This is a genomic window from Halorubrum orientale (assembly GCF_059623105.1).
In genome coordinates, this window is record NZ_JBSPSR010000008.1 from 25956 (window position 1) to 42872 (window position 16917).

Annotated in this window: 18 protein-coding genes; 14 read left to right on the forward strand and 4 right to left on the reverse strand. The window is 65.9% G+C overall.

Annotated features, from left to right (window positions below; all coding sequences use genetic code 11):
- Nucleotides 1–106: 106 nt before the first annotated feature.
- From ACWUI7_RS10030 to ACWUI7_RS10055, 6 genes are all read left to right on the forward strand, one after another.
- On the forward strand, nt 107–496 hold the full coding sequence (locus ACWUI7_RS10030) for a DUF7522 family protein (protein WP_496642087.1): 390 nt from the start codon (nt 107–109) through the stop codon (nt 494–496).
- A 138-nt stretch (nt 497–634) separates the two neighbouring features.
- The gene (locus ACWUI7_RS10035) at nt 635–1666 is read left to right on the forward strand and encodes a PhoU domain-containing protein (RefSeq protein WP_496642088.1); all 1032 of its coding nucleotides are present in this window, start codon (nt 635–637) and stop codon (nt 1664–1666) included.
- Nucleotides 1667–1742: 76 nt separating this feature from the next.
- Nucleotides 1743–1925 carry a DUF7525 family protein gene (locus ACWUI7_RS10040; protein ID WP_496642089.1) on the forward strand — a complete coding sequence of 61 codons (183 nt, stop codon included), beginning with the start codon at nt 1743–1745 and terminating at the stop codon, nt 1923–1925.
- Nucleotides 1926–1974: 49 nt separating this feature from the next.
- Nucleotides 1975–2199, forward strand: a complete 225-nt coding sequence (locus ACWUI7_RS10045; RefSeq protein WP_496642090.1) for a DUF7123 family protein — start codon at nt 1975–1977, stop codon at nt 2197–2199.
- Nucleotides 2200–2313: 114 nt separating this feature from the next.
- Nucleotides 2314–2742, forward strand: coding sequence for an SRPBCC family protein (locus tag ACWUI7_RS10050; RefSeq protein WP_496642091.1), 429 nt, complete (start codon nt 2314–2316; stop codon nt 2740–2742).
- Between the two features lie 320 nt (nt 2743–3062).
- Nucleotides 3063–4082 (forward strand): presenilin family intramembrane aspartyl protease PSH, encoded by a 1020-nt coding sequence (locus ACWUI7_RS10055; RefSeq protein ID WP_496642323.1) that lies wholly within the window; start codon nt 3063–3065, stop codon nt 4080–4082.
- 33 nt (nt 4083–4115) lie between these two features.
- Here the strand turns inward: ACWUI7_RS10055 and ACWUI7_RS10060 are convergent, their stop codons facing one another.
- The 3 genes from ACWUI7_RS10060 to ACWUI7_RS10070 form a co-directional block, all read right to left on the reverse strand.
- Nucleotides 4116–4619, reverse strand: coding sequence for a PUA domain-containing protein (locus tag ACWUI7_RS10060; RefSeq protein ID WP_496642092.1), 504 nt, complete (start codon nt 4617–4619; stop codon nt 4116–4118).
- Nucleotides 4620–4708: 89 nt separating this feature from the next.
- On the reverse strand, nt 4709–5989 hold the full coding sequence (locus ACWUI7_RS10065; RefSeq protein ID WP_496642093.1) for an MFS transporter: 1281 nt from the start codon (nt 5987–5989) through the stop codon (nt 4709–4711).
- 97 nt (nt 5990–6086) lie between these two features.
- A complete protein-coding gene (locus tag ACWUI7_RS10070; RefSeq protein ID WP_496642094.1) occupies nt 6087–6908 on the reverse strand; it encodes an HD domain-containing protein in 822 nt (273 codons plus the stop codon).
- A 321-nt stretch (nt 6909–7229) separates the two neighbouring features.
- Here ACWUI7_RS10070 and dapA point away from each other — a divergent pair, with 321 nt between their 5' ends.
- From dapA to ACWUI7_RS10100, 6 genes are read left to right on the forward strand one after another with little or no spacing between them, the layout of a single operon-like run.
- The gene (gene dapA / locus ACWUI7_RS10075; protein ID WP_496642095.1) at nt 7230–8207 is read left to right on the forward strand and encodes a 4-hydroxy-tetrahydrodipicolinate synthase; all 978 of its coding nucleotides are present in this window, start codon (nt 7230–7232) and stop codon (nt 8205–8207) included.
- On the forward strand, nt 8204–8998 hold the full coding sequence (dapB, locus tag ACWUI7_RS10080) for a 4-hydroxy-tetrahydrodipicolinate reductase (RefSeq protein WP_496642096.1): 795 nt from the start codon (nt 8204–8206) through the stop codon (nt 8996–8998). Before dapA ends, dapB begins: the two co-directional genes overlap by 4 nt.
- Before the next feature lie 52 nt (nt 8999–9050).
- Nucleotides 9051–9890, forward strand: coding sequence for a 2,3,4,5-tetrahydropyridine-2,6-dicarboxylate N-succinyltransferase (locus ACWUI7_RS10085; protein WP_496642097.1), 840 nt, complete (start codon nt 9051–9053; stop codon nt 9888–9890).
- Nucleotides 9887–11266 (forward strand): diaminopimelate decarboxylase, encoded by a 1380-nt coding sequence (gene lysA, locus ACWUI7_RS10090; protein ID WP_496642098.1) that lies wholly within the window; start codon nt 9887–9889, stop codon nt 11264–11266. The genes ACWUI7_RS10085 and lysA overlap by 4 nt, the downstream gene beginning before the upstream one ends.
- A complete protein-coding gene (gene dapF / locus ACWUI7_RS10095) occupies nt 11263–12195 on the forward strand; it encodes a diaminopimelate epimerase (protein WP_496642099.1) in 933 nt (310 codons plus the stop codon). Before lysA ends, dapF begins: the two co-directional genes overlap by 4 nt.
- Entirely contained in the window at nt 12192–13373 is a 1182-nt protein-coding gene (locus ACWUI7_RS10100; RefSeq protein ID WP_496642100.1) for a M20/M25/M40 family metallo-hydrolase, read from the forward strand. The genes dapF and ACWUI7_RS10100 overlap by 4 nt, the downstream gene beginning before the upstream one ends.
- A 30-nt stretch (nt 13374–13403) precedes the next feature.
- Here the strand turns inward: ACWUI7_RS10100 and ACWUI7_RS10105 are convergent, their stop codons facing one another.
- On the reverse strand, nt 13404–13901 hold the full coding sequence (locus ACWUI7_RS10105) for a LabA-like NYN domain-containing protein (RefSeq protein ID WP_496642101.1): 498 nt from the start codon (nt 13899–13901) through the stop codon (nt 13404–13406).
- A gap of 117 nt (nt 13902–14018) precedes the next feature.
- Here ACWUI7_RS10105 and ACWUI7_RS10110 point away from each other — a divergent pair, with 117 nt between their 5' ends.
- Complete coding sequence (locus tag ACWUI7_RS10110) at nt 14019–15896, forward strand: ABC transporter substrate-binding protein (RefSeq protein ID WP_496642102.1); 1878 nt, start codon at nt 14019–14021, stop codon at nt 15894–15896.
- Nucleotides 15897–15941: 45 nt separating this feature from the next.
- Nucleotides 15942–16916: an ABC transporter permease gene (locus ACWUI7_RS10115; RefSeq protein ID WP_496642103.1), complete on the forward strand. Its 975-nt coding sequence runs from the start codon at nt 15942–15944 to the stop codon at nt 16914–16916.
- Nucleotide 16917: the final 1 nt, after the last annotated feature.

Genomic DNA, 16917 nt, shown 5'->3' on the forward strand with positions numbered 1-16917 from the left:
ACTCTGTCCCTCGGCCGCCGCGAACACCTGTCTGATCGACAACACGTGTAGATGGTTCGTGGTATACACCCCCACGCTCATGTACGACCCCGGCACACATGATGACATGTCACACCTATCGGCGACCGACGGCGACGCACTGGTCCGCGCCGCACGGACCGCAACCGGCGACGAGCTCCGAAGTGTCACGTACTTCACCGAGGACACGGTCGAACAGCTGTACCTGCGCGGGGAACTCGACCGGACGGCCGATCTCGTGGGGTTCGCAGAGAGCGAGCGGCACGGGTTCCACGCCCAGTCGCTGTATCGAGACACCCAGCTCGGCGCCTACCAGTTCACCGTTCGAGTGTTCGCCAACGGCTATCTCACCCGAGTCATCGCGAACGGACACGGCGTGTGGGTGACGACCGACTCGATGGAGATCGACCGGTTCGAAGAGCTCGCCGCCGCGCTCCACGCGCTCCTCGAGGAGTTCGGCCCTGCAGTAAGCGACTGAGGCATTCGAACGAGTCGGACTCGTGTGCGCAACAACGGGCCGGTCGCGGCAGATTGCGTCTGTACACCTTGTACATTGGCTGTCGAATATAATGAGCATGGGAACAATGTTAAGGAGTATCCTGTCGTACGAGCGGCCATGGAGACGCGGAAAGTCCAGCGGCTGGGCCCGTCGACGTTGGCGATGACGCTGCCCGCCGAGTGGGCACAGGACCACGGCGTGGAGAAGGGAGACGAGGTGTCGCTGCGGATGGGCGGCAAGGGGACGCTCACGGTGTTACCGGAGTCGGTGAGTAACGAAGAGTCGGAGGCAATACTCAGCGCAGACGGCCTCGACGCCCAAGCACTCGAGCGCGCGGTCGTCGCCCAATACGTGCTCGGTCGGCGGGTCATTCATGTCAAGAGCGAAGGGACGCTCGACAGCGAACACATCAATGCGGTGTACAAAGCCGAGACGCAGCTGATGGGGCTCGGCGTGATAGAAGAGACCCCGGAAGATATCTCGATTCGCTGTTCGGTCGACCCGGAAGACTTCACACTCGACAACCTGCTCGAACGACTCGAGAATACGGGGTCGACGATGCGCGGTGAGGCGGTCAAAGCGCTCGCCCACGGAAACGCCGACCTCGCCCAGCGGTCGCTCAACCGTGAACGGCAGGCAAACAAGATATTCGTGTTGTTGTTGCGGCTCATCTTCACCGCCTACCAGAACCCCAACCTCGCACGGGCCGTCGGACTGGAGGAGGGATTCCCGCTCATCGGCTACCGTTCCGTCGCGAAGAACCTCGAACTCACCGCCGACAACGCCGAAGACATCGCGGACATCGTGATGGAAGCGGAGGGCCACACGCTCGACGTCGACAGCGCCACGATGCGGCAGATCCGGGAGTTCACCGACCAGGTGGACGAGCTCACCGCGCTCGCAGTCAGGGCAGTCGTCGAACGCGACTACGACCTCACCGTCGAGTGTCGTGACCGCTTTGCTAGGCTCGAAGATCGCGAGCAAGAGATCCTCGACGAGCTACCAACTGACCTCGACAACACCGTGTTGCTGTTGACCCGAGAGGTACTCGTCAGTCTTCAACACACCGCCGAGTACGCCATGCGGAACGCCGAGATCGCCGCGAATCTCGCGCTCAACGAGGCCTCAGAGCACGTCCATATCGTGTGAGGCGGTCCGCGCGCGGTATGTCAACCGGTGACGTCAGGTCCGCATGAACTAAGTAGCGGCCCGCAAAGCCTCTCGTATGTCTGAGGCAACTCTCTCGTCCGACAAAGGGCTCGGCGTGACCCTCGCGCTGTCGGCCGTGGCGCTCGTCGGCGCCGCCGTGATGTTCGGATACCCGACGCAACTGGGAAAGGCGTGGGGGTTCGGCACCGCCTTCGTCTGTGCGCTGCTCGCCGTCGTCGCGGTACAGATCTTCGAGTGACGGACGTCACGAGAAACCGTTAAGCCCGTCAACCGCCTTTGATCGCTTGATGAGCGAGTACACCGAGGAAGAACGACGCATCCTCGCGTACCTCACCGACAGCGTCACCCGAGGCGAGCGGTACCTCCGTTCGAAGACGATCGCCGACGCTATCGGTCTCACCGCCAAACAGGTCGGCTCCCGCCTACCGCACTTAGCGGAGAAAGCCGACGACGTCGAGATCGAAAAGTGGGGCCGGGCCCGATCGACGACGTGGCGCGTAAGCCAGTCGTGATAGTGGCAGCTAAGCCAGTTGTGACCACGCTCTCACCGTGAACACCGTCTCGATACGTTCGGACCGCGACGCCGACTCCCCGCCATTTAATCGTCGGCAGAACGACGACGTAGTATGACCGTCAGGGTCTCCCGGACGTTCGAGTTCGACGCCCCGCCAGCAGCCGTGTGGGCGTTCATCTCCGACGCCGAAAAACGCGCGGGAGCGATAAGCGTCGTGGACACCTTCGAGGTTCACGAAGACGGAACGGCGACGTGGCACGTCGCCCTGCCGATTCCGATGATCCGATCGACGATTACGGTCGAGACCGAGGAAGTCGACCGACGCCCGCCGAATCGGGTGAAGTTCGTCGGCAAGTCGCGGGCCTTCCGTGTCACCGGCGAACACGAGATACACGAGACTGAGACGGGGTGCCAGCTGGCGAACGAGTTCGTCGTCGAGGGGGCAGTACCGGGCGTCGAGTCGTTCTTCAAGCGCAACTTCGACGCAGAACTCGACAACCTCGAGACGGCGCTTCGCCGCTCGCTGTCGACCGACGACTGAGCCTGTACTACGGCGCGCCGGCGTTCCGTGGGTTTATACCGGAGAACGGCATATCACTATCTGCCGAAGTTCGACGCTTTTCTCGTCGAGGTTCGGCGAATCCGACCCGCGCCCGTCCCGCCTCGGGTGGCCGGCATCGACGCAGTTTGGGGTCCGCTGGTCATCGCCGGTCACCCGCCCGCCTCTCGCCTTCGTCACCTCGCATACACTACTACACGAATGGGTCACGATGGCTCGTGTGCCAGTGTGTGACCTCACTCGTGGCGACGGCCGACACGGAAGCGCAAGGAGGATACCGCCGAGTGTCGAACGACCCGTACATGCTTCCCCGCGAGTACCGCGGTGTCGTCTTCGCTATTGGGCTGTTTCTTGCCGTTCAGGTGGGGGCGCTCGCATTAGTTCCCGCGTTCACCGCGAGCGGGTACCAGCCGGTCGAGAACCCCCAGGACCCGACGAACAGCCTGTTGTACGTGGTCGCGATTCTCGCGATGAGCGGGGTGATGCTTGCTGCGTTTCGGTACGAGTTCGACTGGGCAGTTCGGCTGCTCATCGTCGGCGTCTCCGCGTGGCTCTCGTGGTACGTGTTCGCGGCGGTGGCGTCGCCGCTCGTTGCCGCGGTCCCTGCGGTCGCTGTCGCCGTCGGCTTGCTCGTCCACCCCGAATGGTATGTCATCGACACCGCCGGGGTACTGATGGGAGCCGGCGCGGCGGGCCTCTTCGGCATCTCGTTCGGGCTCCTTCCTGCGCTCGTCTTGTTGGTCGCGCTTGCGGTGTACGACGCGATCTCGGTGTACGGGACCGAACACATGCTCTCGCTTGCTGAAGGCGTAATGGACCTGAACATCCCTGTCGTCCTCGTGGTTCCGCTCTCGCTCTCGTACTCGCTACTTGAAGAATCACCCGATGACGACGATACGGTACGTACGGACGCCGAGCACGGGGCAGCATCCGACGAGACCGGCAAGTCGACAGACGCCGAGCGCGAGTCAGTGGATGGTACCGGCGAACCGGCTACCAACGAACCGACTGCTGACGACCGCGACGCCTTCTTTATCGGCCTCGGAGACGCGGTGATCCCGGCGGTGCTCGTCGCGAGCGCGGCGACGTTCTCACCGGCTGCTCCGCTCTCGGTGCCGTACCTCGGGTTGAATCTTCCCGCACTGCTTGCGGCAACCGGGACTATCGCCGGACTACTCCTTCTGTTGCGCTGGGTGATGCGCGGGCGACCGCACGCCGGACTCCCGCTGCTCAACGGCGGAGCGATTGGTGGCTACCTGCTCGGCTCCGTGCTTGCCGGCGTGCCGCTTATCGAAGCCGTCGGACTGACCGGCATACTGTAACGTGTCACCAATGGGATGCTCTGTGCCGTGGCGTCAGCTGGCGTCAAACCCGTGACGCACCTTCACTGCCGCCCCGCTGGCGAACGCGAGCGCTTCAAGCCCGGATAACTCGGCACGACCGACCGCGAAGAGCCGGTCGCGCTCGTCGACGACGACCACCTCGTCGCCGGGGCGGATGTCGCGGTCCGCATCGACGACGAACTTGGCGAAGGCGTTCCGACCGTCTCTGACGTACGGCTCGCTCTCTTCGCCGACGACGACGCGGGATGCAGGGGACGAAATCGCCGCCTTGAGGCGTCTCGCTCCGGTCTCACCGAGGGTGAATCGACCGTCGGTGCCGTAGGTAACGAGCCGGTCTCCGGCCGGGCTTCCAGGCGTGTCGTCGACATCACCGGCGAGGACCTGCCGCGGTCGACCGCCGCTTGACCGACGGATGGTTATCGGCTCGTCAGGCGGAAAAAGCGCGTCGCCCGCACCGGATCCGAACTGGTAGTCGGCACTTACACGAAGATCTGCGAGGGTGGCGTCGTCGGTCATGCACGCGGTACGCCAACGGCGGTAAAATCGCTTCCGACGGTGGACCGCTTCACCCGGCGAACATCAGCTGAGCCTCTGTGACTGTCCGGTCAGATGACGGCTCTCGACCGGGCCGCTGCCCGCCGCGCCTGCACGGCGAAGAGGGTCGTCGAGAAGGCAATAAACCCTGCCGCGAGGAGGAAACCTGCTTCGGTGCTCGTTATGTCCATCGTCGCGCCAACGAGGACCGGACCAACAACCTGCCCCACCTTCCAAGAAATGGATCGGAGCGACATCGCGCTGGCGACTGCCTCGTGCCGTTCGCCCTCGTCAACGAACAACGACATGCTCGCAGGCAGTCGGATGGAGTCGGCGATGCCGAGCAGCGAGTAGGCCGCAAACAGCGCGAAGAACGCCCCGCCGAGGGTCTGTGAGTCGCCGAGGTACGAGACAGTGACGGGGTCTATCGTTCCTTCGGCTACCGCCGCGAGCGGGATCGCTGCGGTCCCGACCCCGTAGAGCGCAGCGCCGAGGCCAACGAATCCGTGACGCCACCCATACCGGTCGGTCAGATCTCCGACGAATCCCTGTGTGACCGCCTTCGTCGCCTTGCCGCCGGCCATGATCCACCCGATGGCGAACGCCGAGATGTCGAACGTCGTGCGGGCGTATATCGGGAGAAAGATGATGACGGCCATCTTCCCGACGCTGAAAGTAAATCGGAAGACGACGAGCGACCGCAGCATCGGTAGCGCGACGAGCGACCGAAACGTCTCCAAGCCGCCGGCGGCATCCGGATCGCTCCGCCCACCAGGATTGTCACGCAGAAAGCGGTAGACGAGCGCGAACGACCCGAGCGTGATCACGGCGAGCACCGCGTACGTCTCGGTGAAGCCGTACGCGTACAGCAGGTAGCCGCCGAGCAGGTCCCCGGCGAGCGAGGAGACGGACGCGAACTGGTTGTACGAGCCGAGCCACAGCCCCTGGCTCTCGTCGGGACTCACCTCGCCGATGATCGTCGCGCCGGTGATCCAGAGGACGCTCGCACCGAGCCCCTGGAGCATCCGGACGAGGATCACGTGCGTCGGCGAGTCGACGAGCGCGAACCCGACGAATACGGCGACGTTGATCAGGAATCCGGCGAGCAGGTACCGCTTCGCGTTGCCCGTGTCGACCGCTCGGCCGAGCGGCAGGACGACGACGAGCTGGACCACCGCAAAAGCGGTCCCGAACAACCCCTCGACGGTGCCCGTGGTACCGAACAAGTCGGCGTACAGCGCGAGCGCGATGAGCACCGTCGAGTACGCCTGGCTGCGAGCGAACGCCGTCCCCGCAAGTGAGGCGAACTCCGCGTTTCCCAACAATCGAATCGAGTTTCCGAGCCGGGCCACGACCAGTGTCTGGCTCCCGGGAAGCGCTCGTGGGTATAAAACCCCCGAGAGCCGGCGGTCCCTGCTGGGTTTTGTAGCCGCGGCTGCCGCCCCCGGCTCAGAGCTCGATCCGCTCGACGAGAGGGCCCTCGCCGTCGCCTCGGGTGTTGACGGCGACGATGCGAACCACATCCTCAAGCAGCGAGCCGTCGACTTTCGCCTTCAGGAGGGAGTCGACCTGGTAGACGCCCGCGGCGTTGTTCATTCGAATCTCGACTTCGACGGGGACGTCGTCGTCTGGGCGGAGACTGACCGACTCGATCGCCTGTGAGGAGACGGTGTTGATACCGCGGCCACCCTTCTCGTACGGGACGCGCGAACGACCCTGCTCCATGTCGAGACCGTCTGCGATCCGGATCACACCCGCCTCGCGCGTCAGCGGCTCCTCTTCGGTGTGATGACAGAGGATGGCGTGGAGCACCTCGGCTTTCACGCGAACCTGCGCCTCGACGTCGTAGAATGCTGGCAAGAGCCGGTCGAGGATGTCGGCTGCGAGCGGGATCGAGTAGTAGGAGTGCTGGTCGCGGTGGACGACGTGGCCGACGTCGTGTAACGTCGCCGCGAGTGCAACGATAACGGGTTCGTCTGCCTCTTCGAGCCCCTGCTGTCTGGCGCCGTTAAATCGGACTCCACCGGTCTTCAGCAGATCGTAGAGCCGGAGCGCACGGTCTCTGACTATCTCGACGTGTTTGGTCCCGTGATCGTTGTAGCCCTTCCGCGTGACCGCGTTGACGTTCTGGGCCTCGAGATACGTGGTTATCTCTGGATCGTCGCGAATCTCGTCGAATACCTCGTTGAGCCGGGCGTCCGGGAATGCGTGCTCGGCGCTGGGATCGTACTCGCGGCGCCCCGCCGTCTCGTCGTCTGCTGTCGTGGCCATCGGATCTCTACGGACGGGCGGCGGCGGCAAAAACGTACGTACTGACCCACAACCTATAACTCGCTCTCCGTTATATCCGTAGTCGTGACGCAGCACGCGCCGATGGCCGGCACGCCGCGGCCGACAGCGGCGCGTCCCTTCTCTCCGAACCCGAAACGGGTCTGAGACGTCCCCAGGCGGGAGTGGCATCCCCGTTTCGGACGGCCCTGATCCGCGCGACGCACCGGCACCGCGACCGAGGAGATCGGCACCGGACGTACCGGTCTCCACCTACCGACGGACACCACGCTCACGGACGCCACGTCCACAGACACCACACCGATGTCGACCACGAGAACCACGACGCCGTACACGACGACGAACCGTACAGCCACCACCACCGACACAGAGCCGTTTCAGGGGGTGTACCCCGCGATGACGACCCCGTTTACCGATGACGACGCGATCGACCACGACCAACTCGCCGAAAACGCTCGCTACCTCGAGCGCGCCGGCGTCGACGGCGTCGTCCCGGTCGGCTCGACCGGCGAGTCGGCGACGATGACCCACGACGAGCACATCGAGGTGGTCGAGACGGTTCGTGACGCCGTCGACGACGTACCCGTGATCGCTGGCACCGGATCGAACAACACCGCGGAGGCACTCTCACTGTCGCGCCGCGCCGCGGACGCCGGTGCCGACGGGCTCCTCCTCATCTCGCCGTACTACAACAAGCCGGAGCCCGCCGGATTCCTCGAGCACTATCGAACGATCGCCGACGCGATCGACCTTCCGCAGATCGTCTACAACGTGCCCTCGCGCACGGGCCGGTCGATCCCAGTCGACGTCGCCACCGAGCTCGCGACACACCCGAACATTCAGGGATACAAGGCAGCGTCCGGCGACCTCGGGCAGATAAGCGAGATCGTCGAGGCGACCCGTGAGGAGACGTTTTCGGTGCTCTCCGGCGACGACGGGATCACGTTACCGATCCTCTCTGTCGGCGGGACCGGAACGATAAGCGTCGTGGCGAACGTCGAACCCGAGCGGACGTGCGCCATGGTCGGTGCCGCGCTCTCTGGAGACTACGACCGCGCCCGCACGCTCCACCACGAGCTCGGTCCGCTTATGCGGGAGCTGTTTGTCGAGACGAATCCGATCCCCGTCACGGAGGCGATGCACCTTCGCGGCCGCGGCGGCCCGACCGTCCGACCCCCGCTCACGCGACTTGCCCCCGAGCACCGCGAGTCACTCCGCGAAGTGCTCGAGCGGTATGAGGACGACGCGTCGGCGGCCGAGCCGCCGGGGGCGGTCGAATGACCACGGCCGACACCGAAGCGGTTCAGATTGCCGTCACCGGCGCAACCGGTCGCATGGGTCAAACGGTGCTCGAAACGGCCGCCCAGCGGGCAGACGTCGAGGTCGCGGTCGCTGTTAGTCGATCTCCGGTCGAGCGAGTCGCCGGCGTTCCGGTCGATGATGCGGGATCACTCGGCGGGCTGCTCGATGCAGAGCCCGTCGACGTCCTCGTTGACTTCACCGGTCCGTCCTCGGCCCTCGAGTACGCGACGAGTGCCTCGTCGGCAGACGTCGGTGTCGTCACTGGGACGACTGGCTTCGACGACACGGACCGAGCGAAACTCCGCGAGACGGCTGCACAGACCCCCGTGCTGTGGGCGACGAACTTCTCCCGCGGTGTCGCTGCCCTCCGGCGGGCGGTCACCGCAGCCGTCGCGGCGGTGCCGGGCTACGACGTCGAACTGACGGAGACGCACCACAACGGAAAGCGCGATGCCCCCTCTGGAACGGCCACGACGCTGCTCGAGGACATCGAGGCGGCCCGGCCGGACCTCGAAGAGCGCGTTCACGGCCGGTCCGGGCATGCACCCCGTGAGTCGGGGGAAATCGGCGTCCACGCGCGCCGTGCCGGCGACGTTACTGGCGAACACGAGGTGTTGCTCGCCGGCAACAATGAGTCGCTCTCGCTGTCACACAGCGCGGGGAATCGCGCGGTGTTCGCGGCTGGAGCGCTCGATGCCGCCGCCTGGCTCGCGGGACAACCCGCGGGGTGGTACGCTTTCAACGACGTCCTCGATGGAGGCGCACCGTGAGCGACGTTCGCACATCGACGAATAAATACCGTCCGTCGACGAGGTGTCCACAATGACACTCCAATCCGACGTCGACGCGCTCTGGGAGCGGTACGAGGACGGACTCACAGCCGAGTCGACGGTCGAAGACGACGAGACGGTTCTCGACGCCTTCCTCACGGCCCTCGAGACGGACGAGGTGCGCGCCGCTGAAAAGACCGGCAGCGATGTGACGAGCTGGGAGGCGAACGAGTGGGTAAAACGCGGCATTCTGCTCAACTTCGGGCTCCGGGCGACCGAACCGCGCGAGTACGGCGGCGTGACGTACTACGACGTGTTGCCGCTACGGGAGACCGCTGACCTCGCCGAGCGCGGCACGCGGAACACGCCGGACGGGACGGTGATACGTCGCGGTGCCTACCTCGGTGCCGACTGTATCATGATGAGCCCCTCGTTCGTGAACGTGGGCGCACACGTCGGCGACGGCACACTCGTCGACTCGTGTGACACCGTCGGGTCCTGCGCGCAGATCGGTGCCGACGTCAAGCTCGGTGCGAACACCCTGATTGGCGGCGTGCTGGAGCCGATCGAGGACGCCCCGGTCGTGATCGAAGACGGCGTCTCACTGGGTGCCGGCTGCCGAGTGACCTCTGGATTCCGGATCGGCGAGAACTCCATCGTCGGCGAGAACACACTGCTCACCCCACGGATACCCGTGTACGATCTCGTCGACTCTGAGATCCGGTACGGCCACTTGCCAGCGAACCGACGCGCGTTCACCCGGATGGTCGAGTCGTCGGTCGGTGACCACGAGCTCTTTTCGGACGGAGCGTACAAGCCGGCCGTCGTCGCGACCGACGTCGAACACGAGACGCTCGAAGCGACCCAGCGGGAGGACGCGCTCCGGGAATGACCGACGTCGACGGAGTCGCGGGCGCGAAGGAAAACCCGGCCACAAGACGGCTCACCGAGTGGGACACAGCGCGGCTCACCGCGCTCGCAAACACGCATGGGACACCGCTGTACGTCCAAGACCTCGACCGCGTCCGCCAGAACTGTGCGCGGATGAAATCGGCGTTTCCGGACGCAGACGTGCGGTACGCGGTGAAAGCACACACGGGCCGTGCGGTGTTAGAGACGGTCCGGGAGGCTGACCTCGACGCCGAGTGTGCGTCTGCGGGGGAGGTCAACCGAGCCCTCACGGCCGGTTTCACCGGCGAGCACATCCACTACACCGCAGTCAATCCACCGGCTCGAGACCTCGACCGGGTCGTCGAAATCGCCACGGAGGCGCCTGGGATGACAATCACGCTCGGCGCGGTCGACACGCTAGACCGGCTCATCGAACGCGGGTACGACGGCCGGGTGTGTCTCCGGGTGAACCCTGGTGTGGGCGCGGGACATCACGCGAAGGTCCGCACCGGGGCGGCACCAAAGTTCGGCATCCCGTACGACAGGGCCGAGCGCGTCGCGCGCGAGGCCGCAACGCGAGTCGACGTGGTGGGGATCCACGCCCACGCTGGCTCGGGTATCGACGGCGACGGCCTCGAGGACCACCGCTCGCTTGTCTCCCAAATGGGGTCGCTCGCGCGGTCGCTCACGGCCCCCGCAACCGACGAAATCGTGGCCGATACAGCTGGTAATGGCCAGATCGTCACGGACCCGCTCGCGCTCGAGTACGTGGACGTCGGCGGCGGGTTCGGGGTGCCGTATCGGGCTGACGAACCGCCACTGGACCTCGACGCAGTTGCCGAGGCGACCCGGGACGCGATCGGGTCGCTCCCCGGTGTCGATCTCGCTATCGAACCCGGCCGGTACGTCGTCGCAGACGCGGGCGTCCTCCTGACGCGTGTGAACACGGTCAAACCGACCGCGGGCGAGACGGTGGTCGGGGTCGACGCCGGCATGACAGACCTGCTTCGTCCGGCCATGTACGACGCGTATCACCCGATCCGACTCCTCGGCGGCGCCACAGGGGCGCCGGCACCTGCCGACCGAGAGTCGACGTCGGTCACGGTTGCCGGGCCGATATGTGAGACTGGAGACGTGTTCTGTCGGGACCGACAGGTCGAACGGCCCGTCCGCGGCGACCTGCTCGCGATCGGGATCACCGGGGCGTACGGCTACGAGATGGCGAGCCAGTACAACTCCCGGCCGCGCCCGGCGGAGGTGGCGCTCGCGGACGGCGACGCGAAGCTTGTCCGCCGTCGCGAGCGACATGCCGACCTCACCCGGGTCGAACGGGACACAACGGCAGACGCTGACAGCGAGACGGAGGGCCCCCGATGAGTGCACACGCCGTACCGATCGTGAAGTACCACGGAACCGGCAACGACTTTCTCGTCGTCGACGCCGCGGCGCGCGTTCCCGACCGCGCGGCCTTCGCACGGGTACACTGCGACCGCGAGACGGGAGTACGTGCGGGAGCACGTGCTGAATCGGTGGATATCGAGGTCGAACCGAGTGGTGTCGGCGCGGCAGAGGGGCGACGCGGAGCCGACGGCGTCTTGTTCGTGAGCGTCGAGGCGGGCTACACACCGACACGCGTGATCATGACACTCGTTCAGCCGGACGGGTCGACGGCAGACATGTGCGGCAACGGTGCGCGAGTCGTCGCGCGCTGGGCACATGACCAGACTGGAGACCACGAGTTCATGATCGACACCCAGGCGGGTACGCGCCGGGCAACGGTGAGCGCCGACGGTCGCGAGGCGACTATCGAAATGGGCGTCCCACAGTTTGACCCACGAGCGGTTCCGGTCGACGCTGAAGCGCCGCTCGTCGAGACGCCCGTTGAGGATCTGACCGTCACCGCGGTCGACACGGGTGTCCCGCACGCCGTGGCGTTCGTTGAGCCCGAGGAGATAGACGATGTCGCGCTCGAGTCGGTCGCACCGCCGGTCAGACACGCATCAGTCTTCCCTGAGGGCGCGAACGTGAACCTCGCCGCGATCCGAGAGGCCGAGGCGGACGGAGGCCCAATCATCGACCAGCGCACCTTCGAGCGGGGAGTCGAAGGCGAGACCCGATCGTGTGGAACCGGTGCGGTCGCGGTCGTCGCCGCCGCCTACCGGACCGGACTGATCGACGACGAGACGGCCGTCACCCGCCCACCAGGCGGCGAGCTCACCATCACAGCACCGGGCGGCGAGCGGGCGACCCTCACCGGTCCGGTCGCCCGTGAGTACGCCGGGCGCATACCGGCGGTTTCGCGATGACGGTCGCGTTCGACCCGGTGGCGTTCCTCAAACGGGCCGTCGCCACTCCCTCTTCAGAGCGTGTCGATGCGATGCGCGAGCTCCTCGTCGAGACGCTGGCCGCCGCCGACATCGAGGCGACCGTCGACGACGCAGGGTGCGTACTCGCGAGCCTGTCGTCGCCGGCCCCCGAAGCCGGTCCACATCTCGTACTGAACACCCACATTGACACCGTCACCCCGCACGTCGCGTTCGAGCGCGACCGGTCGGCGACGAGTGCGGAGGCCGGAGCACGTAACAGTCCGGCCGACGTGATCCGTGGACGGGGGGCGTGTGACGCGAAGGGGCCACTCGCCGCGATCCTCGCCGGCTTTTGTGCCGCAGAACCCACACGTGGACGGCTCACGCTTGCGGTGACCCCCGACGAGGAGACGCTCTCACTCGGAGCTGCCGCGTTGACCGGCCGCCTCCCTGGCGCTGAGGACCGACTTGAGCCGGACTTATGTCTCGTTGGAGAGCCAACGGGTCTCGACGTCTGTACGGCTGCGAAGGGACGGTTCGAGGGGACCGTGACGCTTTCGGGGACCGCCGCACACGCAGCCGAGTTCGCTGGCGCGAACGCGGTCGCCGCCGCCGAAGGGGCCCTCGCGGCGATCCGGGCCTTCGACGAGACGACCGAACCGCACCCACAACTTGGCGCCCCGAAACTCACACCGACTGTGATCGAAGGCGGCTCAGCGACGAATCAGGTCCCTGCATCGTGTTCGATAACCGTCGACCGACGGTGTGTGCCCCCCGAGACCGCGTCGGAATTCCGGCGTCGGCTCGAGACGGCCGTCGACCAAGAGACGCCCGCGTCGGTCGACGTCGCGGTAGAGTTGACCGAGCGGGACTCCCCATTCTTCGAGGCGTTCTCGACGCCGCCCGACCACGCGTTCGTCGAGTCGGTCGCGACGACCGTCCAGGAGACGACCACGGCGGCCGGGCTCCCAGCCGACAGAGGCGGGGCCGTACGGCCGTTTGGCGCCGCCACGGAGGCGTCATACTTCACACCGGTCCCGACCGTCGTGTTTGGCCCCGGAGATCTCGCCGACGACGCGGGCGCGGTCGCCCACGCCGAGCGCGAGTACGTGCGTGTCCACGAGGTCGAGACGGCGGCCGAGACGGTGACGGCCGTGATCGATCGAGTGCTCGGATGACCGGTTCGACTGGCTTCTCGGTCGTGCCAGCTACAACAAATAGTGGTCTTCGCGTTCCGAGAGGTCGACGAACTCGTCGACTGCGTCGATAAGCTCCTCTGACGCGGCCCGCTCGAACGCCATCGCCTCGACGCGGACGCCCTCGTGTCGGAGGTGTGAACACAGACGAGCAAAGTCGCCGTCACCGGTACACAACACTACGGTATCGAGGTGGTTTGCAAGCGTCACGGCGTCCAGGCTCATGCCGACGTCCCAGTCGGCTTTCTTCGAGCCGTCGGCAAAGGTTTTAATTGGCTTGATCTTGGTCTCGAAGCCGATATCTTGGAGTGCCTCAAAAAACGACTCCTCATCGGGTGAGTCCGCACGGATCACGTACGCGATAGCGCGCACCAGCGAGCGGTGACCAACCGCCGACTCGAGCAGCGCCGCGTAGTCGACGTTTCGGGAGTAGAAGCTGTGCGCAGAGTGATAGAGGTTCTGGGCGTCGGCAAGAACCCCAACGCGCTGGGCGGGGTGAACGTCTGTCATACCGCGTGATTCGGTCGCCGCCTGTAAGACGTTCCGGATCGGCGGGCCCTCGGCTCGCCGTGACACGCCCACACAGCGGGTCGACAGTTTATATGGATCGACCGGTTCGTGTAGTGTATGCCACGGCGGCCCACGGAGGGGACCGAAGACGGGAGACGCGTCGGCAGACGGCGGTGGCTCGCAGCGCTCGGCGCCGCCGGAACCACCACGCTCGCCGGCTGTTCGGGCGGCGAAACCGACGCAGGAGGGTCTGAAACTGGCGAGGAGGTCGACGTCGAGGTCGGGTCATTCCCGCGGTTCGGCGTCGACGACCTCGCCGGTCGTGAGGTCGCACGCTCACTCGCGCGCGAGGCGTTCGCGGCGTCCGAGTACGACTACGGGTTCGACGGCGATCGGCTGGTGACGCCGAGTGGCGATCAGGTGACGCTCGACATTTACCACAGCGCCGGCCAGGAGACCTCACAGCTCACCGCCGAGTACATCGCTGGAGAGCTTGATGCGGCGCTCGGCATCGACGTCACCGTCGAGGCGATAGACGGGACCCGCTTCAACAACGAGTACTGGACGGCGACGCCGGAAGGCGGGACCGACACCGTCGCCGGCGAGGAGGTGACGTGGGAGAACCCGACGCCACAGAACCCCGGCCCGCAGTCGGTGACGAGCAACGAGGCGTGGGACATGTCCGTCGTGTTCGGGTTGAACACGTACCCGCTCAACCCGCTCACGAATCGGGTGTTCTTCGACGGCGCAACGGCGACGTACAACCCGGTCGGCTACTACCCGGAGTTTGACGCGACGAGGCTGTTCGAGACGGCGAGTCAGGCGACGAGCCGTGAGGCGATCCGCGAGGCGTTCGTCGAGATCTTCGAGAACCTCGCGCGCGAGCAGCCGTACATCACGCTCGTTCTTGGCGACGACCTCGTCGGCTACAACCCCGATCTCACGGGCCCGATCGAGAACTTTGCTAACGGGTGGGACCTCCCAGCGTGGTACGTTGGTGAGCCCACCGTCTCGGGGTCGTACGACACGGTCAGCTCCGCCGGGTTCACCACCCTGAATCCGCTGTACAACACCGAGTCAGGCGCCGGGTCGGCTATCGGGCGTGTGCTCGACCAGGGGTACACCTTCGACGACGACCGGGAGTACGTCCCGCTTTTGTACGACATGTCGACCGACGACGGGAGGGTGTGGACGTTCGAGGTGCGCGAGAACCTCCGATTTAGCGACCCGTACGGAGCGGTGACGGCCGAGGACTTCGTCTACCTGATACAGGCGGTCCACCAGAGCGACTGGGCGAACACCGCCGCCGCCTCGAGCTGGGCCGGCGTCGACGTCGAACAGACGGGCGAGTTCACCTTCCAGGCGACGCTGGAGACCCCCTCGGTCCTGTGGCCCGAGACGTACGACCCCCTCCTGTTCCCGATCCCGCGCGACCTCCTCGAGCCCTACGTCGACGCCGAAGACGTCGAGGGGCTCCAACAGGACGCCGAGCTGCTCGAACTCTCGTTCAGCGGCAACCTCGGGCCGTTCACGCTCGAGGCGTGGAACCGCGGCTCGGGGACGACGTACGTCCGCAACGACGACTACTACCTACGTGAGACGGACGTCGGCCCCGAGCGGATGGCGAACGGGCCGCTCTTCGAGTCGGCGTCGGTACGCGTGGTCAAAGAGCAGGCGTCGCGACTCGGTGCGCTCGAGACCGGTGAGGCCGACGCCGCGGGAATTCCCCCCGAGCAGTTCCAGTCGTATCGAGAGAACGACGCCGTGACCGTACAGCAGATCCCGACCCCGTACAACCGGATCCTCTCGGTGAACCAGCGGGACAACGGGTGGCAGACGGGGCCGGGAAACCTGTTTCAGATCACGACGTTCCGACAGGCGGTCGCCGCGGCGATCGGCAAAGACGAACTCATCCAGGGGATCTACCGCGGGCTCGCCGATCCGCACTTCACGTGGCAGCCGCGGTGGTCCGACTTTTACCCGCCAACGGAGTGATCCGAGCGTGTCAAACCGTGCGAGTGACTCAAAGAGGGTGTCGAAATGGGGCTCGGTCGGTACGTAGCCGCCCGCCTCGCGTGGGCCGCCGTCGTCTCGCTCGTGATCGTGACGATCACGTTCGTGTTGCTGGCTGCGGCCCCGAACCCGGACGTCCAGCGGGCGGCGACGCAGGCCGCACTGGAGGGTGGCGACCCCGCAGCGGCGGCCGAACGGGCCCGGGAGCTCCGCGGGCTCGACCAGCCGCTTTCGGTCCGCTACTTCGATTACCTCCGCGGCGTGTACACGCTCGAGTGGGGGTGGGCCGACAGCCGCAGCCAGCCGGTGACCGCCGCGCTCGCCGAGGGGCTCTACTACACCGCCCAGTACTCCATCCCGTGGACGGTCCTCACGGTGTTACTCGGGCCCCTCGTGGGCGTGTACTCGGCCGCGAACAAGTACAGCTGGAAGGACCACCTCGCGACTGGAGCCGCGTTCTTCGGGTACGCCATCCCGAACTTCTTTTTCGGAATCATTCTGTTGTTGGTGTTCGGCGTCTGGTTCGAGGTGATCCCGATCACCTACGATACGACCGTCCCAGTGTTCAGCGTCGCGAACGCGGTCCAGCTCTCGATACCGGTGTTCGTGCTCGTCACCGGCTCGATCGGCGCGGTGATGCGGGTGTCGCGAAACGAGTCGGCGGAGTTCCAGGAGGCGGCGTTCATGAAGACCGCCCGGGCCAAGGGCGTCTCACCGCTACGGGCGTACGCCTACCACGTGATGCGCCCGACACTCGTCCCCCTGTCGACGACGCTCGTCGGGCAACTGCTCGCGTTGTTCCTTGGCTCGTCGCTGCTCGTGGAGGTGGTGTTTTCGATCCCGGGTCTCGGCCGCGTGACGTACAACGCCCTGATCGCACAGGACACGAACCTCGTGTTGGGGTCGACGCTCGCGTTCACCTTCGTCGCGGTGGTGGGCAACCTCCTCGAGGATCTCGTGTTCACCGTGTTGGACCCGCGGATCAGCTACGACGACCGGTGAT